Origin of the sequence: Streptomyces sp. NPDC003456, assembly GCF_042878735.1 — a bacterium.
GTDB lineage: Bacteria > Actinomycetota > Actinomycetes > Streptomycetales > Streptomycetaceae > Streptomyces.
The window spans coordinates 1104140-1131131 of sequence record NZ_JBIAOK010000002.1; the positions used below are offsets into that span (position 1 = coordinate 1104140).

A 26992-nucleotide genomic window follows, 5' to 3' on the forward strand; every position below is an offset into this window, starting at 1 on the left:
CGCTCAATCCGCCGCCGATTCCGCCCGGACGACGCCGGATCGGGCTGCCGCGGCCTGCTGCCTGGCCCTCTGCACGGCCTGCTTGAGCGCACCGATGTCGTAAGCGCCGTGATGGCGGCGGCCGTTGACGAAGAAGGTCGGCGTCCCCGACACTCCGCTCAGATCCGCGGAGTCGACGTCCTCCGCCACCCGGCGCGCACCCTGACCGGCCTCCAGGTCGCGCCGGAAACGCGCGACGTCGAGCCCCAGTTCACCGGCGTAACGCAGCAGGTCACGGCCCCCCAAGGCGTCCTGGCGTCGGAGCAGCAGATCGTGCATCTCCCAGAAGCGGCCCTGCCGGGCCGCCGCTTCCGACGCCTCGGCCGCCAGCTGGGCGTTCGGGTGGACGTCCGTCAGCGGCAGGTGACGCCACACGTAGCGGACGTCGGTCTCGTCGCCCAGCAGGTCCCGGATCACCGGCTCGGCCTGCCCGCAGTACGGGCATTCGAAGTCCCCGTACTCGACGACCGTCACGACAGCGCTCTCGGGTCCCCGGATGCGGTCGTGGCGCAGGTCGACCGGGACCGCCAGGTCCGTCAGCGGATCGGCGTCACCGAGCAGGGCCCGCGCCCGGCGGGCCGCCGGCAGCAGCCCGATGACCGCCGAGACCGCCCAGCTCGCCGCGAAGGCACCGACGAGCGTGGCCAGGATGCCGATCCGTGCCTGCTCCAGGTGCTCACCGTCGAACGCGATGGACGCGATGAGCAGGGACACCGTGAAGGCCGACCCGGCGATCGCGCCGCCGACCGTCACCGAGCCCCAGCCCACGTTCGGCCGCAGCCGCCCCCGGGACAGCCACCGTGCCGCCGCCATCGAGCCCACGGTGCCCACGACCTTGCCCACCACGCAGCCCAGCAGGATGCCCAGCGTGATCGGCGAGGTGAAGGCGTCGGCGAGCTCGGAGCCGCTCAGCTCGATGCCCGCGTTGGCCAGGGCGAACAGCGGGACGATGCCGAAGCTCACCCAGGGCAGGAACCGCTGCTCGAGCCGTTCGTTCGGGGAGATCGCCGCTGCCAGCCCGCGCACCGCCGAGCGCTGCAGTTCGGGCGTGGGCTGCTCGCGGAACGACCTGAACAACCGGCTGGCCCGCTCCAGGTCCACCCGGGGCGCCGGGTAGGCGACCACCAGAGCGCCCACGGCCAGGCCGGTGACGACCGGGTCGACGCCCGCCTCGTGCAAGGCGACCCACACCACCAGCGACAGCACCGCGCAGTACAGGCCGTTGCGGACACCGGCCCAGCGCAGGACCCCGATCGCGAGCAGGGCGCCGAGGGCGACGAGCAGGGCGGGCAGCTGGATGTCGTCGCTGTAGAAGACGGCGATCACCAGCAGGGCCACCAGATCGTCGACCACCGAGATCGACAGCATGAACGCCCGCAGAGAGGCGGGCAGCCTGGAGCCGAAGACCGCCAGGATGCCCAGGGCGAACGCGGTGTCGGTGGACATCGCCGTGCCCCAGCCGTGGACCGAGTCCTGCCCGGCGTTGATCGCGACGTAGACCGACGCCGGCACGATCATGCTGCCGAGGCCGGCGATCGCGCACAGGAGGACCCAGCGGCGGTCACGCAGTTCCCCCATGTCGAAGTCCCTGCGCGCTTCCAGTCCGACGACGAAGAAGAACATGCTCATCAAGCCGGCGTTGATCCACTCGTGCAGGGTGAGCGAGAGACGGGCGGAGTCCAGGCCGATCGTGAAGTGGGCCTGCCACACCGCCTCGTAGGAGTGCGGGTCGATGTTGGCCCACAGCAGGGCCGCGGCGACGGCCGCCAGCAGCAGGACCGCACTGCCCGTCTCCGTCTGCGCGAAGGTGCGCCAGCGCGTCGCGCCCTGCGAAGTCCGCTCCAGACGTGCCTCGACGGGTCCCTCATCGCTCACGACGCCGATTATGACCGCTACGGAACCGTCCGTCCCGCTTGCCCCGACGGGCGGCCCCCTGCCCCGTTCCGTGCGGAGGGTGCGCGGGGACGCGCCCGCTCATCGCGGCGTCGCACTCCTCCGGCGCCAACGGCAGGCGGGACATGGGTGACGGAGTTGGCGATGTTCATGTCCGTTACGCTCGAACCCGACGCTGACGTCAGGGGCGAGCGCCGGCCCGTGGGCCGGGCGGGAGGAGTCACGATGACGGTTGCGGCGGACGGGGCCGAGCGGTTGATCCGCATCGGCGAGGTGGCGCGCGGAGCGGGCGTCTCGGTGCGTGCCGTGCGGTACTACGAGCAGCAGGGGCTCCTCACCGCGGGGCGCAGCCCGTCCGGTCAGCGCCTGTACCACCAGGACGCCATCGACCGGGTGCGCTTCTTCCAGCAGATGTTCGCCGCCGGCCTCACCAGCCGGAAGATCACCGAGCTCCTTCCGTGCTGGGACTCCGGGCACACCGACACCGGCCAGCGCTCCATGCTGCGCGTCGAGCGCGAGCGGCTCCAGGCCAAGATCGACGAACTGCAGGCCGCCCGGGACCGCCTCGACGAGATCATCGCCCTCACCGACGCACACCCGTAGGCGCACCGAGGTCACGCCGGCGCCGCGAGCGGCGGGTGGTCGAGCACCTGGGGCCTGTACTCGACCAGCTGGATACGGCCGTCGAAGGTGCGGTGCTCGATCATCTCGAGGGCGACGTCCGGATAGCCGTCGTAGATCCGCTCCTCGCCCGTGGCCCCGGTGATCACCGGGAACATCACGACCCGGAAGCGGTCGACGAGTCCGGCTCGCAGCAGGGAGCGGCACAGGCTGAGGCTGCCGATCGTGCTGAGGAGCCCCGAGCCGCCGGACTTCATGGCGCGGACCGTCTCGACGGCGTCGTCGCGAACGAGCGTGCAGTTGGCCCACTTCAGCGGCTCCTCGAGCGTGGAGGAGAACACGACCTTCGACGCCTGCGTGAGCTCGTTGACGGACGCCTCCTCCTCCGGCCTGAACTCCTCCAGGCCGTCAGGGAGCTCGCCCGCGGCGAACCCCGACATCAGGCGGTAGGTGTTCGCTCCCATCAGATAGGTGGCCTCGGGCTGCTCCCCGAGCCAAGCGAGGTACTCCGGGCCCTCCAGACCCCAGAACCCGGGCCATCCCTCTCCCGATGCGTAGCCGTCGAGGGAGGTGATGAAGTCGACGAGAAGCTCCGACATGGCGGTGTCCTTTCCTCAGGTGTCACGAGTGTGGACCGGCCGGGAGCCGCGAACTCATCGGCCGCGCTCCGGAGCGACGGGAAAACCCCCTCATGACGCCGCAGCCGGTCAGGTCGCCCCCATATCCCCGTGACGCCACCGTCGGCCGGACGCTACGTTGTGAGCGCGGCAACTGGGCTGCTGCCAGGCAGAGTTGGGGGGACCGGACATGAGGCGACTGTGCAGAGCGGGCGCGGCAGTGACCGCCGGGTTGACGGCGTTGCTGGTCGCAGGATGCAGCACTCCGACGGACTACAGCGAGATCGTCACCTTCACCGACAAGCACGGCCGCGTCTGCACCGCGGCGGTGGTCGTCGACCAGGAGCAGAACGAGGGCAGCGACTACGAGATCAGCAGCCTCGACTGCGAGTACCCGCCCGAGGGCCGCACCCCGGGCCCCAGCGGCTACTCGTCCCTGCCGAAGCGGGACACGGAGTGACGTAGGGGCCCGCCGCGCTGCGGTCAGGCCGCCCGTGGGCGCCTGACTCATCTCCCGGGTCGGGCTCTGAGCCACAGCTAAGGGGAGGGGAGCAGGGCTCTCGTGCCCCCGGCCCGGGCGGCGCTCCACGCGAGCCCGTCAGGCGGTCGGCCGTTCGTTGACGAGGGAGCCTTCGCCCAGCCAGCGGACGAAGGCGAAGACCCACGTCGCGAAGAGCACGAGCAGCAGGGCGAGGGCGAGGAGCCAGGGGGCGGGGCGGGCCCATCCGATCACGAGGGCGGCGACGGCCGCCGTGACGAGGGCCGCCTGCACCGACGTGTACAGGGAGGGATGGCGGTCGTAGTCCGCCAGGGTGGGCAGCAGCACCACGGTCGTGATCAGCATGACGGCCACCGATCCGCCCATCAGCCAGCTCACGGCGACGGGTGCCCGGTCGTCGGCGGCATGCTCCACCAGTCCGACCATGCCCGCGCCGGCGGCCGCCACGGCCATCGACAACGGCATGTGAGCGAAGATCCACGTCGCGAGGGAGTGGCCGGTCTCGCGGGGCAGGCGCCGGGACACGAGATCGGCGTAGTTCCACCAGAACCCGAAGCCGACGGCGAGCCCCAGCAGGCCCGTCGTCGTCACGACGGCGCCGCGTTCCGTCTCCGCCAGCCCGTTCACGACCCCGATGACCACCTCACCGAGCACGATGATGATGAACAGGCCGAACCGTTCGACCAGCGCTACCGTCACCACGTCGTAACTCGGTGCTCTGCGCCAGGAGATGAGGATCACGCACTCCACGGCACACCACGCGACGACGAACGCCGCCCAGACGGCGAGGCGGGCGTCGGCCGACAGGGGCGCCGACGCCGCCATCACGACGACGCCCGCGAGCATGACGACGAGATAGCGGCGGGGCGTCCTGCGCAGCTCGGGCGGGTCCAGCCGGTACACGGTGAACCACTGGTAGGTCAGCAGGGCGAGCAGCACCGCGTAGAGGACGGCCAGGGTGCGGCCGTCGCCGCCGTCCGCGTGACCGACGTAGACCGCCATGAGGGACAGCAGCAGCATCTGCACGAAGATCAGCGAGCGGGTGTGGCCGTCCTCCCGGCCGTGCAGCTGGTAGAAGAGCGTGCCGTTCAGCCAGGCGATCCAGATCAGCCCGAAGACCACCGCGAAGGTCGCCGTGCCGCGCCAGGTGAAGTGCTCCGCGAGCGTGTGGGCCGCCTGGCCGACCAGGACGACGTACACGAGGTCGTAGAAGAGTTCCAGGAAACTCACGCCGCGACCGGGATCCACCTCGCCGTGGCGCCGCGGCGGGCGGAACAGCCATCGCCGGGTACCGGCACCGAGCGGGACTGCCTTCGGGGCGGCGGGCTGGGGCTCGGGGGCGCTGTCGGACATGCGTGGCTCCTGCGGAAGCGGCCGGACGTGGTGCGAAGTGATCGTGACGGCTGCACGGCCGCGCTGTCCGTGGGCACGCCGCACGACGCCGGACCGCCGGCGGTGATGCGGCGCGGCGGAGCAGCGGCGGATCGTCCCGCACACGGGCCTCATCCTGCCAAAGCAGTGCCGTGATCGCGTCCGGGCGTGCGGACCGGGCGGCGTGCGAGGGACGGACCGGGGGGTGCGCCGGATCGGACACCGGTCCCACCGGAGCGAGCCCGGCCGGATACAGTGCGCGCAACGGCAGCCTGGTCTGTGAGGGAAAGCATGACCGAGACGAGTGACACCCGACCCGCCGACGGGGAAGCACAGGCGCCGCGACGGAGCCTGCTCGGCAGCGTCCTGCGCTACCTCCCCATGATCGCGCCCGTCCTGCTGTGGGCCGTGCCCTGCTGGGTCCTCCTGCACACGGGCCAGCACTGGCCGATGCCCGTCACGCTCACAGGCACCGGCCTCTTCGCCCTCGGCCTCGCCGGCATGCCGCTCGCGATGGCGCGCGGCCACGGCCGGCGCCAGGAGGACCGGGCGGCCATCGCCGGTGACACCCTGCTGGGCGTCAGCTGGGTCCTGTTCACCTGGTCCGTTCTCCTCGGGGTCGCGCTGCGGCTCGCCCTCGCGGTGCTCGGTGTCGGCGAGGCGCAGGACCGGGCCCGCATCGTCACCTGGGCCGTCCTCGGCGTCAGCGCCGTACTGCTGGCCTGGGGGTACAGCGAGGCCCGCCGCGTGCCGCGCGTGCGCCGGCTCGAGGTCCGGCTCCCGCGCCTGGGACCGGGGTTGGACGGTGTCCGGGTCGTCCTCATCACCGACACCCACTACGGGCCCCTCGACCGGGCCCGCTGGTCCGCACGGGTGTGTGACACCGTGAACACGCTCGACGCCGACCTGGTCTGCCACACCGGCGACATCGCCGACGGCACCGCCGACCGCCGCCGCGCCCAGGCCTCCCCGCTCGCCACCGTGCGGGCGACTCGTGCCCGTGTCTACGTCACCGGCAATCACGAGTACTACAGCGAGGCCCAGGGCTGGGTCGACCTGATGGACGAGCTCGGCTGGGAGCCGCTGCGCAACCGCCACCTTCTCCTCGAACGCGGCGGCGACTCCCTCGTGGTCGCCGGCGTGGACGACGTCACCGCCGAGTCCTCCGGCCTGGCCGGTCATCGCGCCCACCTGGCCGGAGCCCTGGACGGCGCCGATCCCGACCTGCCCGTCCTGCTTCTGGCGCACCAGCCCAAGTTCGTCGACCGGGCGGCAGCCGCGGGCGTCGACCTCCAGCTCTCCGGCCATACCCACGGCGGCCAGATCTGGCCCTTCCACCACCTCGTGCGCGTCGACCAGCCCGCCCTCGCGGGCCTCAGCCGCCACGGCGACCGCACGGTCCTCTACACGAGCCGGGGCACCGGCTTCTGGGGGCCGCCGTTCCGCATCTTCGCCCCCAGCGAGATCACCCTGCTCGTGCTGCGCTCCCCGCAGGCGCCTTCCCGCACATGACGGTCGACGGTGGGGCGTGGTGCCGGGGGGGTGAGCTGCGTCCGATGCCCGGGCAAGAGCTGCGCCCGGGCTGCGCAGCGGTGCGGCGGGCAACGGGGTGGTGCCGTTGCCCTCCGCACGTGCTGCACGCGCCGGCTCAGCTGTAGGGGATCACCACCACGGACTTGTCCGTGCCGGTCTGCAGCTTCGACGAGCCGTTGCCGATGGCGCTCCAGACCTCGAGCCGGACGGTTCCCCCCTTGAGATCGCCGAGGGTGCCCGTGGACGCCTTGAGGCCCCGCGCCTGCGTGTACTCCTCCCACCCGGCGACCGGGTCGGTGGCGAAGTAGTTGTACGTCTCCGTCCGGTCGAAGCTGCCGTCACCGGTGAGGTCGTAGCTGATCCGTGCCTGCTGGCCGAGGCCGACCGTGGTGCCGGCGTCCACCTGCAGCCGGAACGTCGTGCCCGCACCCGCGGTGAGCGTGCCGTTGACTCCGCGGACCTCGTAGACGAGAGGCTGGTACGGCGTGCCGTCGTGGTTGGCGCCGCCGCCGGAGGCGATCGTGTCGCTGCCGGAGGTGCCACCGGTCGCCGTGGTCAGGGCCCCACCGCTGCGCAGCTGGAAGGTGTTCCCCGTCGGCGGGTCGGGGTCGGGGTCGGGGTCCGAGGAGCCCGGCCCCGTGCCGCTCGCGGTGGAGCGGGCCGGGACGGAGAGGGTCTTCCCGTCCGAGAAGGTGACGGTCCGCGCCGACGACCCGTGGTTGTGGGCGACGTACGTGCGGGTCGTCCCCTTGGTGAAGACGGCCGAGGTGGGAAGGTCGCCGGTCACCGAGGCGTCCGGTGCGCCGAGTGCGTCGAGCGTGTTGATCCAGTGGTACGTGTGCGCCTTGGATTCTCCCTGCTCCGGCGTGTAGTTCGCGTGGCCCGCGTCCCACTTGGACTTGGCGGCGGAGGGGTCGGCCAGGGACTGGAACTCCCAGAGGATGTCGCGCCACTCGACGGCGGGGCCGCCGTTCTCCCGTTCCATCTCGGCGATGTTGCGCCGGATCGCGGCCTTCTCGCCGCCGAGGTGCAGCGAACCGCCCGTGACGGGAAGGACGTTGATGCCGTGGATCTCCTCGGGGTTGGCGGTCCACCAGGTGGCGTAGGCGGCGCCGCTTCCCCAGACCATGCCGGCCGTGTCGTGGGTGAAGGAGGAGGGGAAGACCTGCTCGTCCGCGTCGAACCAGTACTGCGCGATCGACTCCGACTCGGTGGTCAGCAGGTAGGTGCCGAGGTCGCGCAGAGAGGCGTCTCCGGTGGCGGAACCCCACAGCACCAGGGCCGCGCTGAGGTTCGTGGACTCGGAGGACGACTCCTGGTTGTTGCCGGCGGCGAAGCCCTGGTGGCCGGAGGCCCAGCTGTGGCCGGCATAGACGTCGAAGCCGCGCAGGAAGGGGAAGGCGGTGTCGGTGCGGCTGGGGTTGGCGGCGTCGCGCACGAGGGCCTTGACCATGCCGCCCCAGGCCGAGTCGGCGGCCCAACCCTGGTCGTACTGCGCGACGATCGCCGCCGCGTAGACGTAGTAGCTGTAGTGGAAGTGGTGGTCGTTGAGTTCGGTGTCGCTGCCGTACGAGGCCGGGTAGCCCGTGAGGGTCTTCCAGTCCTTGTCGTAGCTGAACTCGTTGGCGCCGCCCGCCGTGAACCACTCCTGGAGCTTGCCCTTGAGCAGCCCGAGCAGGCGGTCGCGGGTGCCGGTCTCACCGATCTGCTCGGCGAGCGGGACGAGTTGGGCGAGACGGCCGAGCGCCTTGCCGGTCCAGTAGGTGTCGGTGGCGCCGGAGAAGGGGTCGGAGGCGTTCACGACCTCGTTCAGGTAACCGCGCAGCCGGGCCGCGTCCACACCGCTGGACCTGGGCAGCCCGGGCAGGACCGCCGCCGCCTTCTGGCTCGTGGTGAACGAGGCCGACTCGCGGACCTTCATGGTGCCGCGGGGGGAGACGTAGGTGTAGGAGGTCAGCGCGTCGGACGTGTTCAGCCACTGGTGGCGGTAGAGCGCCTGGAGCGTGCCCCGCTCGGTGCCTTCCTTCGCCTCCGTGGTGAGCGTGTAGGTGGCTCTGACGGTGCCACCGGAGTAGCTCCAGGCGACCTTGGAGTCGGTGACGAAGCTGAAGGCGTACTTCTTGAAGGTCGCCAGCGCGCCGGTGGACGGCAGCACGGCGACGGAGAAGTAGTCCTTCGACCCCAAGCCCGCGGTGACGGTGGAGCCGGAGACGTTCCAGTCGCTGCCGGTCGGCGCGAAGAGGGCGTAGTGATGTCCGGCGACGGTGATGCCGAGGACGTTGCCCTGGTCGCTGAAGACCGTGGGCGCGCCGGCGGTGGTGATCTGCGCGGTGCCGCCCGTGCCCTTGGCGTATACGAACGGGGAGCCGTGGCCGATGGTGGTGCGCAGGGTGCGGGTGCCGTCGGACCACAGGGGGGTGACCGTCCAGTCGGACCAGTCGTCGGCTTTGGTGTCGGGGGAGTTGAGCCCGCTCAGGCCGATGGTGAGGTCGCGCTTGTGGGCGTACTCGTACTGACGGCCGTCACCGACGATCGAGGGGGAGGTCGGGTAGCCGACGTCGAGCCCGCCGGACGTCGCCTGGTAGGTGAGGGGATGCCCGTACATGGGGGTCGACCAGGGATTGTCGCCGTAGCGCTGGAAGGCGAGGGAGGACCACCAGTCGTTGGTGGGCACGGCCCGGTTCCGCGCGGCGGCGGTCACCTTGGGCGTGACCGGCGTTCCCGTGTTGGTGGAGGGGCCCGACGTGCCCGACGGCCGGGTGTCGGAGTAACTGCCCGAGCCGACGGGCACGGTGGCCGCGGCCGCCGGTGTGGCGGCCGGGCCCAGACCGAACGCGGCGAGGGCTGGGGCGAGCAGCAGGATCGCTGCCCGTCTGCTGTGTGGGGATGGCATGCGGCACCTCAAGTCTTCACCGGAGGGGAGTCTGAGAGCGCTCTCAGATGGCCGGAACGTAAATGCTGGGTAATAGAAGTGTCAATGGCTTGAACGCAGCCGCTAGTTGACGAACCGTCGCCTGCGTCGTGCCTTCGCAGGTTGACGACGGGGCGCGGCGGGCCGGGTTCGGCGCGGAGCAGGGAAGGGGGGCCGGGCGAAGACTGCCGTTTACCTCGCGCAGGCACGCGCAGTACAGCGACCCGCGTGCCTGTCGGGGACTTCCCGACCCGCCGGTCGCCGAGTCCGATGCCGGCCTCGCCGGTCCGGTCAGCGCGCCTGCCGCATGCGGGCCGGGCGCGGTCGCCTCACCCGGTCGCGTCGCGCAGTGCCCGTTCCTTGGCCTGCCGATAGCGCGCGACGGTCCTGCGGTCCTCCGCCGTGAGCAGCTTGCGCTCGACGTCCCGCTGGACGTCCGCAACGGCCTCGGCCAGCTCCGTCCTCGTCTGGCACCGGGCGTCGACTGTCGCGGCCTCGATCTCGTCACGGCCCAGCGCGCGCAGTCGGTCCTCGTCCTTCGCAGCAGCGGTCAGACGAGCGTTGAGCGGTGCGCGGGCGGCCTGGAGGTCCGCCGCCGGATGCCCGGACTTCGTCATGCAGGCGGACCAGCGCCGGAGCGCCTCACGGTAGGCCGGATCCTCCTCGACGGAGGCGAGCACCCGGTGCGCCAGTTTCATGGTGAGCGGCTCCAGCGTGTTCCACTCGGGCCCGTACACCTCCGCGTTGGCGCGGGCGACGCAACCGTCCGCCGAGTACCGCACCGTGGTCCCGCCCGGCAGGCGCAGCGTCACCCGGTGCTTGGGGGTTCCGGTCAGGGCCTCCTGCCAGGCCTTCGCACGCGGCTTCTCGGCAGGGGGCGGAGCCGACCGCAGGTGGAGGTGCTCGCCGGCGATGCCGTACCCGTCGGCCGCGGCCCGCTCCGGCGTGAGCAATCCGTACGGGTTGGTCTCCGCACCGCGCGCGGAGGAGTTCGCCGGCTGCGCCGTGTAAGCGTGGCCACGGGCGGTCATGCAGGCGGTGACGGCACGCTCCGTACGGTCGTGCAGGCGCACCGCGTCGACGTGACGGACCGCGGTGACTCCCGACAGCGGGCGGACATCGGGGGCTGACGGCCCGCGGCCGGGCTCCTCGGAGGAGGAGCAACCGGCCGCGGCCAGCGCGGTGATCAGCGCCAGGAAAGGGAACCGCCCGCGGGTTCGGCTCAGCACCAGCGGTTGGAGGCGACGTTGTCCTTCCACGGGCTGTACAGAGGGGAGTACGTCCAGCCCCGCTGCGCCAAGGCCACCGAACCGGTGTAGTTCAGGCCGGAGTAGACGCGGACATCGCAGTTGTTCCCGTTGTTGTACAGCGACTCCGCGTTGTTGAACTTGTTGTACTGCAGCAGGTTGGTGTTGTTGCCGTAGACCGTGCCGGGGTCGCCCGCGCCGCCGGTGCCCAGGTACGCGCACAGCGCCCCGGACGGGCAGTCGGACCACGCCGCGTCGGCGGGGCCGGCGGTCAGCAGCGTCGTGGCGGCCAGCGCCACAGCACCCAAGACGACACCGGCCTTGGAGACCATCTGTTTCATACCTGTCCTTCGATCGGTGGCCGCCCTGCTCAGCGGTCATGACGGGTGAGAGGTGGCGCCGAGACGGTGGCGACGTGCCGGGCGGGGTGCGCGTCGCACTTCCGCGAGGCGTCGCCGACCATGTGAGGGACATCCAGGACATCTGGAGGACCGTCCGGCCAAGGCTCTCAGCGGACAGCGGCCTCATACACCAGAGAACAGGCCATAGTTGGGCAGGCGTGACACCGCACGCGAAGCGAGGCGAGCCGATGCCGGTGGCTGAAGCGGCGGTCGACCGCGTCCGTCACCCGAACGCGCCCGGGATCATCGGTTACGCCCGGCCCGCCACCTCGTTCCCCGCGTCATGGCTGCCGCCGCCCGCCCGGGGGAGCGGAAGGTGAACCGAGGGCTGCTCGCTCCCGCGCCAACGGCGCCGACTCGGGCGACAGGCGCCGTCGCACCACCCCGTGCCAAGGGTCTTGGCGGTCAGGTGCCGAGGGGGAACGTGAGGGCGACGGTGCCGCGGAGGTCGAGCCAGGCGGCGTCGGGGCTGCGGACGAGGCGAAGGATCACTTGGTCGCAGCCGGGGCAGCGGCCGACGTAACCCGGGGCGTGGCTGTAGACGTGCAGCTGCGCCAGGGGCCAGTCGCTGCCGCAGCCGGTGCACCGGCCGAGAGCGGTGGTCGGGTCGACCGCGAGGATCTCGGAGAGGGGCCCGGCCAGGGCGTTGCCGTCCTCGTACTCGTGCAGGCCGGTGCCGGGGTCCTGATCGAGGTGGTGGGACATGTCATCCTCCACTGGGGCCGAAGCGTTCGGTGCGGACGCGGTCCGGGGCGTGGCCCAGGGCCACCAGCAGATCAGCGGCCGTCTCGACGAAGTCCGTCGGGCCGCAGACGTAGCAGGTGGGTTCGAAGTCGGGCGGCCACCCGGCGCGTGACAAGTCCCCCGCCGTGAGCCGCCCGGCGGGCCGCGGCCACTGCGGCGGGGCCGAGCGGGTGTAGACGTACGCCCGGTCGAGACCCGGGTCGTCCCGTTGCAACTCGGGCAGGTAGAGGCGGTCCTCGGGTGTACGGACGGAGTACACCAGCCGGAAGGGCGTGCGGCTGCCCACCGCGCGACGGACGCGGATCATCGCCATGAGCGGGACCAGACCGGAGCCGCCGGCCACCAGCAGAACCGGTTCCGTCTGCTGAGGGCGCCACACGAACCAGCCGCCGACCGGCCCGCGCAGCTCCAGCAGGTCCCCGACCGCGAGGTCGTCCGCGAGGTAGGGGGACACCTCGCCGTCGGCGACGCGCTGCACGGTCAGCTCGATGCGTTCGCCGTCCGGCGCGGAGGCCAGGGAGTAGCTGCGCTGGGTGCTGTAGCCGTCCTCCGCGGTGAGCCGCAGATCGACATGCTGGCCCGCCAGGTGGCCCGGCCAGCCGGGAACGTCGAAGGCCAGGGTGTGCGCGGTGGGAGACTCGCGGCGCCGGTCGGCCAGCCGGGCGGCCTTCCACCGCAGCCGGTCGCCTAGTCGCCCTGATACCGCTGCTCGCGCCATGGGTCCCCATAATCGTGATAGCCGGCGCTCTCCCAGAAGCCCGGTTCGTCGGCGAGAAGCAGCTGGATGCCGTGCACCCACTTCGCGGACTTCCACAGATACAGGTGCGGAACCAGCAGTCTCGCCGGGCCGCCGTGCGCGGGCGCCAGGTCTTCCCCGTCGTAGCGGTAGGCGATCCACGCCTGCCCGTCGAGCAGGTCCTCCAGCGGAAGGTTGGTCGTGTACCCACCGTAGGAGTCCACCAGTGCGAAGTCGGCGGCGGTCTCGACGTCCTCCAGCAGGAGATCCAGGGACACCCCCTGCCACTGGGTGGCGAACTTCGACCACTTGGTGACGCAGTGCAGGTCGACGGTCGGCGTCTGGCTGGGCAGCGCCATGAGCTGCGCCCAGTTCCAGCTGCGCGATACGCCCGTCTCGGTGCGGACGGTGAACTCCCAGGCGTCACGGTCCACCCTCGGCGTGGGCCCCGCGGACAGGACCGGGAAGTCGGTGGTCTCGTACTGCCCGGGAGGCAGTCTGTGGTGCGTATCGCCTGGTCGGCCGCGGAATCCGCGCGAAACAATGCCCATACCGTGCTGCCGTTCTGAGGAATGACCCCTCTGCCATTATTCGCGACGCGGCGCATCGGAGCATCCGCGGCGTCAGCCGCAAGGCCGTCGGCTGCCCGTGCTCCACCGACGGGTCCCGGCGGACTCCAGAACGGCGGTCGCGACGTCTGTCTGCCCCAGCTTCTGGGCGGTAGCTTGGAGGAGAAGGCCCCAGTAGGAGGGGGGATTCGATGCCGTGGTTCCTGTGGCTGCTCGCTGCCGTGACGCTGGGTGCTGCGGAGTTCTTCACCTTAACCTTGGTCTTCGGACTGCTGGCCGGGGCCGCCCTGGTCGCCGCGGTGGTCGCCGGGGTGGGCATCGGCCTCTTCGGCCAGCTCCTGGCGCTGGGCGCGGCAGCGGCTGCCGGCCTCCTCGTCGTCCGCCCCATCGCGCTGCGGCACATGGAACAGCCCCTCACCTACGAGGGCAGCGACGCGCTGATCGGCAGGCGGGCCGAGGTGGTGCGCGAGGTCACCGCGACACGCGGCTTGATCAAGCTGTCCGGTGAGGAGTGGTCCGCCCGCGCCTACGACGAAAGCCTGGTGATCCCGGTGGGCGCGCTGGTGGACGTCCTGGAGATCGAAGGCGCCACGGCCGTCGTCTACCCCCGGGAACTCCTCCCGTGATCGGCTGAGCACACAGCAACGGAGGCACTGTGGACGCTGTTGTCATCCTCGCCCTCGTGGCGGCCCTGGTGATCGTCTTCCTGGTGGCCTCCACCGTGCGGATCGTGCCGCAGGCGCGCCGCTACAACATCGAGCGGTTCGGCCGGTACCGCCGCACCCTGCAGCCCGGGCTGAACCTCGTCGTGCCGGTGGCGGACCGCATCAACACGAAACTCGATGTGCGCGAGCAGGTCTACTCGTCCGATCCCCGCCCGGTGATCACCGAGGACAACCTCGTGGTGAACATCGACACCGTGCTCTACTACCAGATCACCGACCCGCGGGCGGCGGCGTACGAGGTGGCCGACTACCTGCAGGCGATCGACCAGCTGACCGTGACCACGCTGCGCAACGTCATCGGCAGCATGGACCTGGAGGAGACGCTCACCTCGCGTGAGGAGATCAACTCCCGGCTGCGCGCGGTCCTGGACGATGCCACGGGCAAGTGGGGTATCCGGGTCAACCGGGTCGAGATCAAGGCCATCGATCCACCGCACACCATCAAGGAGGCGATGGAGAAGCAGATGCGGGCCGAGCGCGACAAGCGCGCGGCGATCCTGCACGCCGAAGGGGAGCGGCAGGCCAAGATCCTCACCGCGGAAGGCACCAAGCAGAAGGACATCCTGGAGGCGCAGGGAGCGCAGCAGGCCATGATCCTGCGAGCGGACGGTGAGGCGAAGGCGGTGGAGCTCGTCTTCCAGGCCGTGCACCGCAACAACGCAGACCCGAAGGTCCTGGCCTACAAGTACCTGGAGACGCTGCCGCACCTGGCGAGCAGCGACAACAACACGTTCTGGGTGATTCCGGGGGAGCTGACCGAGGCGGTCCGGACCGTCACGCGCGCGTTCGGTGACCAGTCGACCGGCGTCCCCGGCGTCACGCCACCGGACGGAGCGGCGGGTGCCGAGGCCGCCGGCGGGGCGGCCGAAGGCCGGACTCCGGAGCTGGACGCGGGCTGGACCGCTTCGTTCGACGCTGCGGCGGCGGCTGACGAGGCCGGCAAGCAGGCTGCCGCCGCGGTGAGCGACGCCAAGGCGGAGGCCGAGGCGGCGAAGTCCCCGCAGATACCGCGGCGCGGGCCGGCCTCCGACGGCTGAGTCCCCGCTCGGCCACGGCCGGTCCCGACGAGCCGACGGCCCGAGAGTCATCGTCTGCCGCGTATGACGGCGACCGGGCAGTGCGCGTGGTGCAGCAGGCTCTGGCTGACCGAGCCCAGGAGCAGGCCGGTACGTGCTCCGTGCGGCCCGGGGTCGACAACGACCAGCTGTGCCTCCTGGCTGGCGTCGATCAGGGCGGGCCGGGTCCGGGAGCGCACCAGGCGATGCTCGACCGCGACGTGGGGAAAGGTTCGCCGCAGCGGCGCGACGGTTCTCTCGAGCAGTTCTCCCTCGGCAGCTCGGAGGTGCTCGATGTCGGTCACCATGGCGTTCAGTGGATCGCCGGGGCCTTCGTAGGCCCGCTCGCTCCAGGTGTTCCACACGTGCATCGCCCGGAGGGGTGCCTCGCGCAGCGCGGCTTCGGCGAACGCGAACTCGACCGCCGTCTGCTCGGTGGGGGTGCCGTTCACGGCCAGCAGCACGGGGCCCGCAGGGTCGGAGCGACCACGTACCACTATCAGTGGGCAGTGGCTGTGACTCGCCAGATGCACCGCCGTCGAGCCCAGCAGCAGATCGGCGATGCGGGAGTGTCCCCGGTTCGCGAGCACGGTGAGCGCCGCGTGGCGCGACTCGTTCTCCAGGACCTGCCGGGGCTCACCGGGCAGGACGAGGCGGAAGAGCTCGATGCCGGGTGCGGTCGTCTGCGCCCGCTCCTCGGCGTCGGCCATCAGCGCCAGGGTCGGCGCCGCCGATCCATGGTCGGTCGAGTCGTGCGCAGTGGCGGTCGACGGTGGGTGCATCGTGTGGCGGCCCAGGGCGTGCACGATCCGCAGCGGCACGGCACGCAGCTGGGCCTCACGGGCAGCGACGACGACCGCCTCGAGACTGCGGGCGGAGCCGTCCACCCCCACGATCACCGGATCACTCATGGCGTACTCCCGTCCCGGAAGGCCACCCGACGGTTCAGCTCATTCCCATCCTGACCGCCCCGGCCCGTTGTCCGCCACCGTCGTGGGCTGTGACGCCAGAGTGCCGCAGGGGGAGCCCGCAGTGCCCCGCCGACGCACGTGCACGGCCGGTGTGAGGCACTGGGCTCGGTCGCAACCGCCGTTCGCCGGTACCAGTGACGCCATGATCTCCGCACGCGCCGGCCGCATCGCCGCCGGGCATCCGCAGCGCGCCTCTCACGCGAGCGCGCCGACCCGGTGGTTGACGCAACCGCTCAGAACCCCGCCATGGACTTGTCGAGCACTCCACCCAATGCACCGTAGACGCTGCAACGAACCGAGTGCTTCGCCTTCCGGCGCAGTCCGTATCCCACGATGAACGACAGCGCGAAGAGCCCACCCAGGGCCATCGAGACAAGTGGGTTGTAGATGAAGCAGACAAAGCACGCGATGCCGGCCCAGACGAGAATCGGCAGGAGCGAGCCCCGCAGGACCGCACCGAGTCCGATGTGTTCCGGCTCCGACGGCAGCACCTGTTGATGCCACACCTTGACGTGATGTCCGGTCACGCAATGTTCGGGTCGCATGCAGCCATCTCACCACCGACAGCCGGAAGCTCGTGCGGCTGGGGCCGCCAGCGCCGGGTCCTGGCCGGATCGGCGGAGCGCCGTGGCGACGAAGCCGGACGTCAGCAGCTCGGTCACGAGTTCGTTGAGGAACTGCTTGGTCCTCGGAAGCCGCTCCGTGGTGGTACCCATGGCCTGGCGGATCGTCATGAAAGCCGGTTCGAGCAGCCGTAGGTCCGTCCGCTGGGCGACGTGTTCGGTCAGCGGCTGGCGGATGCCGGCCGCCACGTCCAGGTCCTCTGCGTGGAAGACCTCGACCCCCTCGCTGCCGCGCACCACGGTGGCGTGACGCAGGGTGCGCGTCAGGTGGAGATCGTAGGCGGACCCCTTCTTGACCCCGACGCGCACCCCGTCCCGGTCCACGTCCTCGGCGGAGACGAACGCGGACGTCACCGGTGCCGCGTACACACCCTCGATGTGCACGTACGGAGCGCTGAAGGCGACTTCCTTCTCGCGGTCCGGATCCACGGCCAGGAAACACAGGTCGGCGTAGCCTTCGGCCATCGCAGCGTACGACTTGCGCGCGGCATCGAAGCAGAGGAATTGCACCGGCAGAGCCAGACGCGCGGCGACCTCGCGGGCAAGTTCGACCGTGACCCCGAACGGCTTGTCGGGGTCGCCCTGAGCAAGGACGGGGTTGCCGAGGTTGATGGAGGCACGCAGCACTCCGGTGGGGGCCAGATCGTGAACGAGCTCTGCGTCTGTCGGCATCATGCCCCAAGCCTAGAAGGTGAGTTCATCGCAGCCTTGGGATGTGCTGCTCGATTCACTGAAGGGCGGAGCTGTCGACGACGTCCGCCAGCGCATCAGCGGCCTCGGGGGTCAGACGGTAGAACCCCTGAAGGCTGACCGACCTCTCGAGGCGGCCGTCCACGACGTACTTCAGACCGCGGGTCCGGCCCCGGCTGTTGCGCCAGGTGAGCGTCGCGAGCAGGTCGCCGGGGATCTTCACGTCGAAGCGCACAGGCGTCGCGTCCACGTGCACCGCCTCGGCGCCGCAGCCGCCGGCGCCCAGCATCGACCAGTCGCCGTGTCCGGGATATGAAGTGTCCGCCCAGTTCGCGGGGGCCGCGCCGCAGCAGTCGCGTCGCGCCATGTCGAGCACCCGCATCCGGCTCACCACGAACACCTCGCGCTGGTTCACGTGCAGCGCGTACACCTCGTCCCCGGAGCGGGCACCCGTCCAGGCGGGCAATGAGGAGTGAGCACCGCTGAACGCGACCGGCGGCCGCTCGTTCACGCGGCCCGCCTTGCGCAGCGCACGGCAGGTGTCATGGGTCCACAAGACGGTGAAGGCATCAGGCATACCGTGATCCTATGAACGAGCACTGACAGCCTCCGGCGAGGCAGCGCTCACGGAGTACCCGAAAAGGCCGACGGCCGCTGGCCGTTGTGATGGACGAAGCCGGGGAGACCGGTGAGCGCCGAAGTCCCTGTCCCTGTGCCGTCGAACGGAGCGTTGCCATCCGAGGTTGATGATCACTAGGTTTGTGCCCTCGACAGTCGAGTCGCACCCGGCGCTGGACGTCGGGGGTGGCGGTGGGGGCGCGGGGGCGGACATGGCATCGAATCCGGATTCCGCTGTGGTGCATGGCAGGTCGTCCGCCCGCAACGCTCTTGCGTCAGGAGCTCATGTGAGGGGGTCCCGGTTCCTGTTCGCCGTTCTGGGCTGTGCGCTCCTGTTGCTCACCGGGTGCACAGGCGACAGCGGGAGGCGCGACGGCACAGCCGGTGGTGCGGGGGAGAGCCGACCGGCGCCCCGGGACCGTGACGGTCGCAGCACGTCCCGTACCGGCGACTTCGACAAGGACGGCTACGACGACTTCGTCACTGTTGATCCCCAGCGCGGCTCCGGAGGGTCATCGGGGCACGTGGTCGTGGTCCCCGGCTCGAAGAAGGGGCTCGATGCGGCCCGAGCCACGCGGTACGACGACGTCTACAGCGGCCCGCTGCTCCGCGGCGACCTCGACGGGGACGGATTCACGGACCTGGTCGCCACCCGTGAACCCGCGCGCCAGGGCCGGAAGGCCGAGCCGGGCGGCACCTACGAGGCGGTGGTCATGTTCGGCGGGAGGAACGGTCTCGGCAAGGCGGTGCCGGTGGCCGCCCCGCGCCGGTTCCTCGCCGTGGCCGTCGCGGATGTCAACGGTGACGGGGCCGTCGACCTGATCGACCGCGGCAAGGGAGCGCAGCAGAAGGACCCGGAGCGGATTCCCGGCCGGATCGCGTACGGCCCGTTCGACCGAGGCGGCGCCCCGGCGCGGCTTGTGGAGCAGGACTGGGTGGCCGCGGGAGGCGGGACCACCTCCGGGGACTTCGACGCCGACGGTTTCGACGACCTGCTGTTCACCGGAAGCCCGCCGTACGCGGAGGACGAGGAGCCGGGTGCAGACGCGATCCCGGCAACTGCCTACTTCCGCGGCAGCGCCGACGGTCCCGTCCGGTCCGGCCCGCCCCGGGGGCTGGACAACGGCGTCGAGGACGGAGTCCTGACGCCGCTGGCCGGTGACGTGAACGGCGACGGCATCACCGACCTCCTCGTCGGAGGAGGCGGCATCGCGTCGCCTGCCGAAGGTCTCGATCCGGGACAGCTCACCGTCGTCCATGGCGCCCCGGGCGGCCCCGGTACGGGTCGCCGCAACACCGTGTACAGCCAGGAGACTCCGGGCATCCCCGGCGATGCGCAGGGCAAGGACATGTTCGGCGCGACCTCCGGCACCGGCGACGTGAACGGCGACGGGCATCCGGACCTGGTGATCAACACCCCGGGTGAGGACAGGGCGGGCCGCTTCACCCTGCTGCCCGGCGCAACCGACGGCTCCGGCCCCGACCCGTCCCGAGCCACCGCCTTCGACGCGACGACCTACGGCGGGAGATCGATGAGGGCCGGCGTGCCGCTGCTCGACGTCAACGGCGACGGGTGTACGGACGTCGTGGCCGAGACACCGGACGGCCTTCTGCTCTTCCCGGGAGGCACAGGAGGATTCCCCGCCAGGGAACCGGAACTCACCGAGGGCGCCAAGGCAGGGCTGAACGAGCGGAACTGACGCCCGCGGGCGAACTGCTGCACCAGCAGGCTGCGTTGCGCCTCTGTCCTTCCGGGACAGCGGTCCGTGCAACCGGTCCGTATCAGCTGACCGTCCTTCGGACATGACACATCCGAGCCCTCCACCGCTGCCGCCGGCTCGCAACTGGCCGGTCTGCGGCCACGGCGCCACGGTCGAGGATCCGGTCGGCTGCCCCGGTGTCCACGCCGGAAGCCACACCGCCTGCCTGGCCCACCTGAACGAGACCGACCGTGCCGCCTATCTGGACACCCTGTCACCCGGCGCCGACATCGATCACCGCGGCACCCCGTTCACCCAGGACCTGCTGCATCGGCTGCTCACCGCCCTCCGCGACCCCGCCACCCACCGGCCCCGCACCGGCGCCGCCCTGTTCGACGGGGCGACCCTTCGCCGGCGATCCGAAGTTCGACGAGGTGACCTTCTCCGGTGAAGTCCGGTTTCCCGGGGCGGCTTTCACCGGCCGAGCGAGTTTCGCCGCGGCGACCTTCACCGACCAAGCCGTATTCGGCGGAGCCACCTTCGCGGGCCGTGCCCTCTTCGCCGGGGCGGCCTTCACCCGCGACGCCCAGTTCGAAGAGGTGACCTTCACCGGCGACGCCGATCTCCGCCAGGCGGTCTTCACCGGCGACCTCCGGTTCGACAGGGCGCGGTTCGAGGCGGCCTCGCGCCTGGGGCCGCTGGTATGCCGTCAGCGGGTCGTGCTGGACGGCGCCGTGTTCGAGCAACCGGTGACGCTGGAGGTCGCCGCCCGCCGGGTCAGCTGCGCGCGCACGTGGTGGGCCTCCACCGCGACGCTGCACCTGCGTCACGCCGAGCTGGACCTGCGGGACGCGGTCCTGGAGCACCCGGTGGTGATCTCCGCCCGCCCCACCCCCTTCCCCTCCCCGGGACTGCCGGAGACCGAGCTGTCCGGCCTGCCCCCTGGTGTGCGTCTGACCACGCTGGGCGGGGTGGACGCCGCGCACCTGGCGCTGCACGACATCGACCTGAGCGAGTGCCGGTTCGCCGGGGCGGTCCACCTGGACCAGCTCAAGGTGGACGGCTGGTGCACCTTCGCCCGCACCCCCACAGGAGCGGGCCGGCGCTTCCCCTGGCGGTGGGCCCGGCGCGACACGCTGGCTGAGGAGCACCACTGGCGGGTGCGCACGGCCCGCCACCCCGCCCTCGCGCGCGGCTGGACGCCTCCACCGGAGGACGCCCCCGAGCTGCGGCCGGCGGCGGTGGCCGCGCTGTACCGGCAGCTGCGCAAGTCTCTGGAGGACGGCAAGAACGAGCCGGGGGCGGCCCACTTCTACGTCGGCGAGTGCGAGATGCGCCGCCGTGACGCCGACACCACCCCGTGGTCCGAGCGGGCCCTGCTGGGCGTCTACTGGGCCCTGTCGGGATACGGACTGCGCGCCTCTCGTGCCCTGGCCTGCCTGGTCGCGGCCATGACCGTGACGCTGGCGGTCATGGTGCTGTGGGGCCTGCCGGCCGATGCTCCCGAGCCGACCGTCACCGGCCGCCGGCTCGTCAACGGGCAGCAGGTCGAGGCCGCTCGGACCACCGAGACCTCAGCCCCGGCCAACCCCACCGGCCCCCTGGCCGAGCGCATCACCACCGACCGGTTCGAGAAGGCCCTGCGTGTAGTGATCAACTCGGTGGCTTTCCGCTCCTCCGGCCAGGACCTCACCACCGCCGGCACCTACAGCGAGATGGCCTCCCGGCTGGTCGAGCCCGTCCTCCTGGGCATGGCCGTCCTCGCCGTCCGCAGCCGCGTGAAGCGGTGACGCACGGGCGACCCAGCGGTCACCCGGTCTGTGCAGTGGCCCCCATGGGAGCCCCGTGTCCGGCCTGCCTCTCGTGAAGGCCCCTCCCCTCCTCGCGACTTCGGCCACTGTAACGTAATCGATTCCGCGTCGGCGTTCCGGAAGCTCGAATTCGTGGTCGAACAGTAAAAGGCCAGTTCAGGGCACTGCAAGCTCCCCTTCGAGACGCCCTGGCGTGGTAACGATAGCGCTGCGAGGTCATCGAATCTCACCGAACCTGTTGACTTGTGGGAGTTCTTGTTGTCTCGTGTGCCCACCGCTTCGCCGGAGCGGACTCGGGACAAGGAGCTACCCATGGCAGTGCGTGATCGCGAATCCCTGGCCAGACGCTGTGTGATCGGCGGAACGGTCCTGGCTCTGACGGCTCTGACCGCCTGCGGCGCAGGCGACGGCGGCGACAAGGCCGACGGTGCAGCCGGAGCCTCCTGCAAGCCGTCCTCGGGCAAGGTCACGCTCGACTACTGGTCCTGGGTCCCGGGCATGCAGAAGGCCGTCGACCTCTGGAACAGTGAGAACCCCGACATACAGGTCAAGTTGAAGACGACGCCGTCGGGCAACGCCGGCACGTACCAGAACCTCTCCAACGCGCTGAAGGCCGGCAAGGCCCCCGACCTCGGCCAGGTCGAGTACGACTCCCTGGCGAGCTTCCGCCTCAAGGAGGGCCTCACCGACATCTCCTCCTGCCCCGGCGTCGAGGAAGCGGGCGACAAGTTCGTCGACTGGACCTGGTCCCAGGCGGAGTTCGGCGCCGACGGCAAGGACGGGGTGTGGGCCGTCCCCCAGGACACCGGGCCCATGGCGCTGTTCTACCGCAAGGACGTCTACGACAAGCTCGGCCTCAAGGCGCCGACCACCTGGGACGAGTACGCGGAGCAGGCGCGCACCCTCAAGAAGGACGGCAAGTACATCACCCACTTCTCCCAGACCGACCCCAACTGGTTCACCGGGCTGCTGTGGCAGAACAAGGCCACGATGTTCGAGCGTGACGGAGACGCCTGGAAGGTCACCGTCGACCGCCCCGAGAGCCGTCAGGTGGCCGACTACTGGCAGAAGCTGATCGACGACAAGCTCGTCGCGACCGACCTCCAGGGTTTCTCCCCGGCGCTCTACAAGGCCTGGAACAGCGGCGAGGTGGTCACCTGGGTCAGCGCCGCCTGGGGCTACAGCACCATCCGCGACAACGCCAAGTCCACGGCCGGCAAGTGGGCGGTCGCCCCCATGCCGCAGTGGCAGGAAGGCGGGCAGCAGGCGGGCAACTGGGGCGGTTCCACCACCACGGTCATGTCCGGGACCAAGCACCCCGCGGAGGCCGCGAAGTTCGCGCTGTGGCTGAACACGGACGCCGAGGCGCTGGAGATCCTCAACCGCGAAGGCGGCCTCTACCCGGCGGCCAAGGCCGGACTGGACCTGCCCGCGCTCAAGGAGCCGGTGGACTTCTACGGCAAGCAGAAGATCTTCGACGTCTTCGCGCAGGCCTCCACCGGGGTCGACACGAACTTCACCTGGGGTCCGACGATGACGGACACCTACCGCTTCCTCAGCGACGGCACGGCCAACACCGTCGCGGGCAAGACGACCCTCGGTGACGTGCTCAAGGACACCGGCGCCCAGAGCGCCGACTCCCTGCGCAAGCAGTCGCTCGACGTGACTGAGTGATCGGTCCCTTCCTGCCCTCCCTGCCGCCCCCGGGCGGCAGGGGACAGCACCTCTAAGGCTGCCCGTGACATCCACCACCGCACCCACCCCGGCGCGCCGCCGACCTCGCCGGACCCTCGCGCCCTACGCCTTCCTCGCCCCCTTCCTCATCCCGTTCGTCCTGTTCACCCTCGTCCCGGTCGGCTACGCCTTCTGGCAGAGCCTGCACAAGACCGAACGTACGGGGGGCACCTTCGGCAGGACCCAGACGGTCTTCGCCGGGTTCGAGCAGTACGGACGGGTTCTGCAGGAGGACTACTTCAGCGAGAGCCTGCTGCGCGTCCTCGGCTTCGCACTCGTGCAGATCCCCGTGATGCTGCTGCTGGCCCTGGTCCTCGCCCTGCTGCTGGACTCGGCCGTCGCACGCGCCAAGAAGTTCTTCCGGCTCGTGTACTTCGTGCCGTACGGCATACCCGGCGTCGTCGCCGCCCTGATGTGGGCGTTCCTGTACGACCCGCGCCTGTCACCCGTCGTCGACCTGCTGCGGTCCGCTGGTGCGCACGTCGACCTGCTCGGCCCGGACGCCATCCTGTGGTCCATCGCCAACGTCGTGACCTGGACCTACACCGGCTACAACATGCTGATCATCTACGCCGCCCTGCAGGCCGTGCCCTCCGACATCGGCGAAGCGGCCCGCATGGACGGCGCCGGCGGCTGGACCATCGCCTGGCGCATCAAAGTGCCCATCATCCGCCCGGCTCTGATCCTCACCGGTGTCTTCTCGATCATCGGCACCTTCCAGCTCTTCACCGAGCCGCAGGTCTTCCGCTCCATCTCCACCAGCGTCACCAGCACCTACACGCCGAACATCGCCGCCTACTCCCTCGCCTCCGGCGACAGCTACAGCGAGGCCGCCGCCCTGTCGGTCGTCCTCGCACTGGTCACCTTCGTCCTGTCCTTCGCGTTCCTGCGCTTCACCTCCAGGAGGCAGGGATGAGCTTCCTCACCCGCACCGAAGGCGCCCACGCCGTCCGCGCCGGCGCGACACGAAGGCCCCGCACCGGCCTGTCCACCGTCGTCGCCGTGACGTTCATGGCCGCCGTCGCCTGCTACATGCTGCTGCCGGTCTACTGGCTGCTGGTCTCGTCGACCAAGAGCCAGAGCGACCTCGTCACCACACCCGGTTTCCTCACGGCCGAATGGCACTTCGGCGACAACCTGTCCTCGCTCTTCGCCCAGCAGGACGGCGTCTACGCCCGCTGGCTCCTCAACAGCCTGCTGTACGCGGGAGCGGGAGCGGCCGTCGCCACCCTGCTGGCCGCGGCGGCCGGGTACGCCCTGGCCAAGTACGCCTTCCGCGGACGCGAGGCGGTCTTCTCCGTCGTCCTCGGCGGCGTCCTGGTCCCGGCCACCGCGCTCGCGCTGCCGCTGTTCCTGATGTTCGCCGAACTCGACGCCACCAACACGTTCTGGTCGGTGTTCCTGCCGAGCATCGTCAGCCCGTTCGGTGTCTACCTCTCCCGCATCTTCGCCGCCGCGTCCGTCCCGGACGAGGTGATGGAGGCCGCCCGCGTGGACGGCGCGAGCGAGTTCCGCATCTTCCGCACCATCGCCCTGCGCCTGATGGCCCCCGCTCTGGTGACGATCTTCCTGTTCCAGTTCGTCGTCATCTGGAACAACTTCCTGCTGCCCCTGATCATGCTGCAGGACGAACGCCTCTACCCGGTGACCCTGGGCCTGTTCACCTGGCAGTCGCAGACCAGCCGCCTGCCCGAACTGCAGACCCTGACCATCGTAGGAGCGCTGGTCTCCGTCGTTCCCATCGTGCTCACCTTCCTCCTCCTGCAGCGCTACTGGCGCGCCGGACTCGCCGCTGGAGCCGTGAAATCGTGAACCACCCCCTCACCGACGTGACCCGCGCCCTCGGCGGGATCGCCTACGGCGGCGACTACAACCCGGAGCAGTGGCCGCGGGAGGTCTGGCAGGACGACGTGCGCCTCATGCGGGAGGCGGGCGTCAACCTCGTCACCGTCGGCGTCTTCTCCTGGTCCCGCATCCAGCCGCGCCCCGGCGTCCACGACTTCAGCCTCCTGGACGAGGTGCTCGACCTGCTGCACACCGGCGGCATCGCGGTGGACCTCGCCACCGCCACCGCCGCCCCGCCCCCCTGGTTCACCCGGCAGCACCCCGACGCCCGCCCGGTCACCGCCACCGGCACCCGCCTCGCCCACGGCAGCCGGCAGGTCTTCTGCCCCAGCAGCCCGGCCTACGCGCAAGCGGCCGACGCCCTCACCGCCGCACTGGCTGCCCGCTACCGCGACCACCCCGCCGTGGTCATGTGGCACGTCCACAACGAATGGGGCAACCACAACGCGCTGTGCTTCTGCGAGACCAGCGCACAGGCCTTCCGCGCCTGGCTGAGCGAGCGGTACAAGACGGTGGAGGCACTCAACGACGCCTGGGGCACCGACTTCTGGAGCCAGCGCTACGGCGACTGGGACGAGATCGACCCGCCCCGGGACACCACCGCCTTCCGCAACCCCGGCCAGGAACTCGACTACCGCCGCTTCTCCTCCGACGCGCTGCTGACCCGGCACCTCGCCGAGACGGCCATCCTGCGCCGGACGGCCCCGCACGTGCCCATCACCACCAACGTGATGGGCACCCTGGAGAAGAAGATCGACGGCTTCGCCTTCGCCGCCGAGTGCGACCTGGTCTCGGTCGACCACTACCTGCCCGCCGCCGACCCCGACGGCCACATCGACCTGGCTCTCAACGCCGACCTCGCCCGCGGCATGGCGGGCGGCCGCCCCTGGCTGCTCATGGAGCACTCGACGTCCGCCGTCAACTGGCAGGGCGTGAACGTCGCCAAGCAGCCCGGCGAGACGCGCCGCAACAGCCTGACCCACCTGGCCCGCGGCGCGGACGGCCTGATGTTCTTCCAGTGGCGCCAGTCCCGCGCCGGCGCCGAGAAGTGGCACTCCGCGATGCTCCCGCACGCGGGCGCCGACAGCCGCATCCACCGGGAGGTCACAGCGCTGGGCGCCGAACTCGGCGCGCTGAGCGAGGTGACCGGCAGCCGGGTACGCGGCGACGTCGCGCTGCTCTTCGACTGGCACTCCTGGTGGGCGCTGGAGCTGCAGGCCCGCCCCTCGGACCGCATGCGCTACCTCGACGCGGTGCGCGACTGGTACGAGGCGCTGTGGACGCAGAACATCACCTGCGACATCGTCCAGCCGGGAGCCGACCTCAGCGGCTACCGCGCCGTCCTCGCCCCCGGCCTCTACCTGCTCACCGACGACGACGCCGACAACCTCACCCGCTACGTGGAACAAGGAGGCAACCTCGCCGTCGGCTGCTTCAGCGGCGTCGTCGACGAGCACGACCGGATGCACCCGGGGGCCCACCCCGGCGCGCTGCGCGACGTCCTCGGTCTCGTCGTCGACGAGTACCTGCCGCTGCGCACCGGGGACACCGCCCTGCTCGAAGACGGAACGGCCGTGCGCCGGTGGACGGAACGCGTCGAGTCCCGCGGCTGCGCCACGGTGCTCCGCTTCGCCGACACCGCCGACGGCGGCCCGGCACGCGGCGGACCCGCCGTCACCCGGCACACCTACGGCCGGGGCACCGCCTGGTACACGGCCGCCCGCCTGCCGGTACCCGCCCTGCGCACGGTGGTCCGGGACGTGTGCGAGACGGCCGGGGCGCACCCCGTCGTCGAGGCCCCGCCCGGACTGGAGGCGGTACGCCGCACCGGCGACCGGCACGCCTACCTCTTCCTGATCAACCACACGCCGCAGACGGTCCGTGTGCGCGTCGACGGCACGGCCCTCGCCGGCGCCGAACTGGCCGACGGCCGGGCCGTGGTGCCGGCCGGCGGCGTGGTCGTGATCCGCGAGGACCTCGCCCCCGCCTCGGCCTGACCACCCGTCACACCCAGTCAGAACCCGCAAGGAGCGTCCCCG

25 protein-coding genes are annotated in these 26992 nt (G+C 70.9%); 12 read left to right on the plus strand and 13 right to left on the minus strand.

Annotated features, from left to right (window positions below):
* Positions 1-3: 3 nt before the first annotated feature.
* Complete coding sequence (locus ACFYWG_RS10425) at positions 4-1914, minus strand: Na+/H+ antiporter NhaA (protein WP_389200537.1); 1911 nt, start codon at positions 1912-1914, stop codon at positions 4-6.
* Positions 1915-2157: 243 nt separating this feature from the next.
* Here ACFYWG_RS10425 and ACFYWG_RS10430 point away from each other — a divergent pair, with 243 nt between their 5' ends.
* Positions 2158-2535 carry a MerR family transcriptional regulator gene (locus tag ACFYWG_RS10430; RefSeq protein ID WP_385418251.1) on the plus strand — a complete coding sequence of 126 codons (378 nt, stop codon included), beginning with the start codon at positions 2158-2160 and terminating at the stop codon, positions 2533-2535.
* Positions 2536-2546: 11 nt separating this feature from the next.
* Here ACFYWG_RS10430 and ACFYWG_RS10435 read toward each other — a convergent pair whose 3' ends face one another.
* On the minus strand, positions 2547-3152 hold the full coding sequence (locus ACFYWG_RS10435; protein ID WP_383509942.1) for a dihydrofolate reductase family protein: 606 nt from the start codon (positions 3150-3152) through the stop codon (positions 2547-2549).
* A 208-nt stretch (positions 3153-3360) separates the two neighbouring features.
* Here ACFYWG_RS10435 and ACFYWG_RS10440 point away from each other — a divergent pair, with 208 nt between their 5' ends.
* A complete protein-coding gene (locus tag ACFYWG_RS10440) occupies positions 3361-3630 on the plus strand; it encodes a hypothetical protein (RefSeq protein WP_383509939.1) in 270 nt (89 codons plus the stop codon).
* Positions 3631-3768: 138 nt separating this feature from the next.
* Here the strand turns inward: ACFYWG_RS10440 and ACFYWG_RS10445 are convergent, their stop codons facing one another.
* Positions 3769-5022, minus strand: a complete 1254-nt coding sequence (locus tag ACFYWG_RS10445) for a low temperature requirement protein A (protein WP_389200540.1) — start codon at positions 5020-5022, stop codon at positions 3769-3771.
* A 309-nt stretch (positions 5023-5331) separates the two neighbouring features.
* Between ACFYWG_RS10445 and ACFYWG_RS10450 the strand changes: the two genes are divergently transcribed.
* Positions 5332-6552: a metallophosphoesterase gene (locus ACFYWG_RS10450; RefSeq protein WP_389200542.1), complete on the plus strand. Its 1221-nt coding sequence runs from the start codon at positions 5332-5334 to the stop codon at positions 6550-6552.
* Between the two features lie 136 nt (positions 6553-6688).
* Here ACFYWG_RS10450 and ACFYWG_RS10455 read toward each other — a convergent pair whose 3' ends face one another.
* The 6 genes from ACFYWG_RS10455 to ACFYWG_RS10480 all read right to left on the minus strand — a co-directional run bounded on the left by ACFYWG_RS10455 (position 6689) and on the right by ACFYWG_RS10480 (position 13163).
* The gene (locus ACFYWG_RS10455; protein WP_389200544.1) at positions 6689-9466 is read right to left on the minus strand and encodes a glycosyl hydrolase; all 2778 of its coding nucleotides are present in this window, start codon (positions 9464-9466) and stop codon (positions 6689-6691) included.
* A gap of 347 nt (positions 9467-9813) precedes the next feature.
* The gene (locus ACFYWG_RS10460) at positions 9814-10713 is read right to left on the minus strand and encodes a hypothetical protein (protein ID WP_389200546.1); all 900 of its coding nucleotides are present in this window, start codon (positions 10711-10713) and stop codon (positions 9814-9816) included.
* On the minus strand, positions 10707-11072 hold the full coding sequence (locus tag ACFYWG_RS10465) for a peptidase inhibitor family I36 protein (RefSeq protein ID WP_383509003.1): 366 nt from the start codon (positions 11070-11072) through the stop codon (positions 10707-10709). The genes ACFYWG_RS10460 and ACFYWG_RS10465 overlap by 7 nt, the downstream gene beginning before the upstream one ends.
* 465 nt (positions 11073-11537) lie before the next feature.
* Positions 11538-11837 (minus strand): DUF6510 family protein, encoded by a 300-nt coding sequence (locus ACFYWG_RS10470; RefSeq protein ID WP_383509000.1) that lies wholly within the window; start codon positions 11835-11837, stop codon positions 11538-11540.
* Between the two features lies 1 nt (position 11838).
* Positions 11839-12594 carry a ferredoxin reductase gene (locus tag ACFYWG_RS10475; protein ID WP_389200548.1) on the minus strand — a complete coding sequence of 252 codons (756 nt, stop codon included), beginning with the start codon at positions 12592-12594 and terminating at the stop codon, positions 11839-11841.
* Positions 12564-13163 carry a molybdopterin-dependent oxidoreductase gene (locus ACFYWG_RS10480; protein WP_389200551.1) on the minus strand — a complete coding sequence of 200 codons (600 nt, stop codon included), beginning with the start codon at positions 13161-13163 and terminating at the stop codon, positions 12564-12566. The genes ACFYWG_RS10475 and ACFYWG_RS10480 overlap by 31 nt, the downstream gene beginning before the upstream one ends.
* A 209-nt stretch (positions 13164-13372) precedes the next feature.
* Here ACFYWG_RS10480 and ACFYWG_RS10485 point away from each other — a divergent pair, with 209 nt between their 5' ends.
* On the plus strand, positions 13373-13807 hold the full coding sequence (locus ACFYWG_RS10485; RefSeq protein WP_383508990.1) for an NfeD family protein: 435 nt from the start codon (positions 13373-13375) through the stop codon (positions 13805-13807).
* 29 nt (positions 13808-13836) lie between these two features.
* Positions 13837-14943 carry an SPFH domain-containing protein gene (locus tag ACFYWG_RS10490; RefSeq protein ID WP_389200554.1) on the plus strand — a complete coding sequence of 369 codons (1107 nt, stop codon included), beginning with the start codon at positions 13837-13839 and terminating at the stop codon, positions 14941-14943.
* A gap of 47 nt (positions 14944-14990) precedes the next feature.
* On the opposite strand, the gene ACFYWG_RS10495 is transcribed toward ACFYWG_RS10490, so the two are convergent.
* The 4 genes from ACFYWG_RS10495 to ACFYWG_RS10510 all read right to left on the minus strand — a co-directional run bounded on the left by ACFYWG_RS10495 (position 14991) and on the right by ACFYWG_RS10510 (position 17822).
* Entirely contained in the window at positions 14991-15872 is an 882-nt protein-coding gene (locus tag ACFYWG_RS10495) for a universal stress protein (protein WP_389200556.1), read from the minus strand.
* A gap of 293 nt (positions 15873-16165) precedes the next feature.
* Positions 16166-16477, minus strand: coding sequence for a hypothetical protein (locus ACFYWG_RS10500; RefSeq protein ID WP_389200558.1), 312 nt, complete (start codon positions 16475-16477; stop codon positions 16166-16168).
* Between the two features lie 9 nt (positions 16478-16486).
* Complete coding sequence (locus tag ACFYWG_RS10505; RefSeq protein WP_389200560.1) at positions 16487-17230, minus strand: transporter substrate-binding domain-containing protein; 744 nt, start codon at positions 17228-17230, stop codon at positions 16487-16489.
* A gap of 52 nt (positions 17231-17282) precedes the next feature.
* A complete protein-coding gene (locus ACFYWG_RS10510) occupies positions 17283-17822 on the minus strand; it encodes a hypothetical protein (protein WP_383508976.1) in 540 nt (179 codons plus the stop codon).
* A gap of 565 nt (positions 17823-18387) precedes the next feature.
* On the opposite strand from ACFYWG_RS10510, the gene ACFYWG_RS10515 reads away from it, so the two are divergent.
* The 7 genes from ACFYWG_RS10515 (at position 18388) to ACFYWG_RS10545 (ending at position 26950) form a co-directional block, all read left to right on the plus strand.
* Positions 18388-19563: an FG-GAP and VCBS repeat-containing protein gene (locus ACFYWG_RS10515; protein ID WP_389200562.1), complete on the plus strand. Its 1176-nt coding sequence runs from the start codon at positions 18388-18390 to the stop codon at positions 19561-19563.
* Positions 19564-19666: 103 nt separating this feature from the next.
* Entirely contained in the window at positions 19667-20014 is a 348-nt protein-coding gene (locus ACFYWG_RS10520) for a hypothetical protein (protein ID WP_389200564.1), read from the plus strand.
* Entirely contained in the window at positions 19998-21353 is a 1356-nt protein-coding gene (locus ACFYWG_RS10525) for a pentapeptide repeat-containing protein (RefSeq protein ID WP_389200566.1), read from the plus strand. Before ACFYWG_RS10520 ends, ACFYWG_RS10525 begins: the two co-directional genes overlap by 17 nt.
* A gap of 333 nt (positions 21354-21686) precedes the next feature.
* Entirely contained in the window at positions 21687-23048 is a 1362-nt protein-coding gene (locus ACFYWG_RS10530) for an ABC transporter substrate-binding protein (RefSeq protein WP_389200568.1), read from the plus strand.
* Between the two features lie 64 nt (positions 23049-23112).
* Positions 23113-24024 (plus strand): carbohydrate ABC transporter permease, encoded by a 912-nt coding sequence (locus ACFYWG_RS10535; protein WP_383508964.1) that lies wholly within the window; start codon positions 23113-23115, stop codon positions 24022-24024.
* On the plus strand, positions 24021-24920 hold the full coding sequence (locus ACFYWG_RS10540; RefSeq protein WP_383508961.1) for a carbohydrate ABC transporter permease: 900 nt from the start codon (positions 24021-24023) through the stop codon (positions 24918-24920). Before ACFYWG_RS10535 ends, ACFYWG_RS10540 begins: the two co-directional genes overlap by 4 nt.
* Positions 24917-26950 carry a beta-galactosidase gene (locus tag ACFYWG_RS10545; protein ID WP_389200571.1) on the plus strand — a complete coding sequence of 678 codons (2034 nt, stop codon included), beginning with the start codon at positions 24917-24919 and terminating at the stop codon, positions 26948-26950. The genes ACFYWG_RS10540 and ACFYWG_RS10545 overlap by 4 nt, the downstream gene beginning before the upstream one ends.
* Positions 26951-26992: the final 42 nt, after the last annotated feature.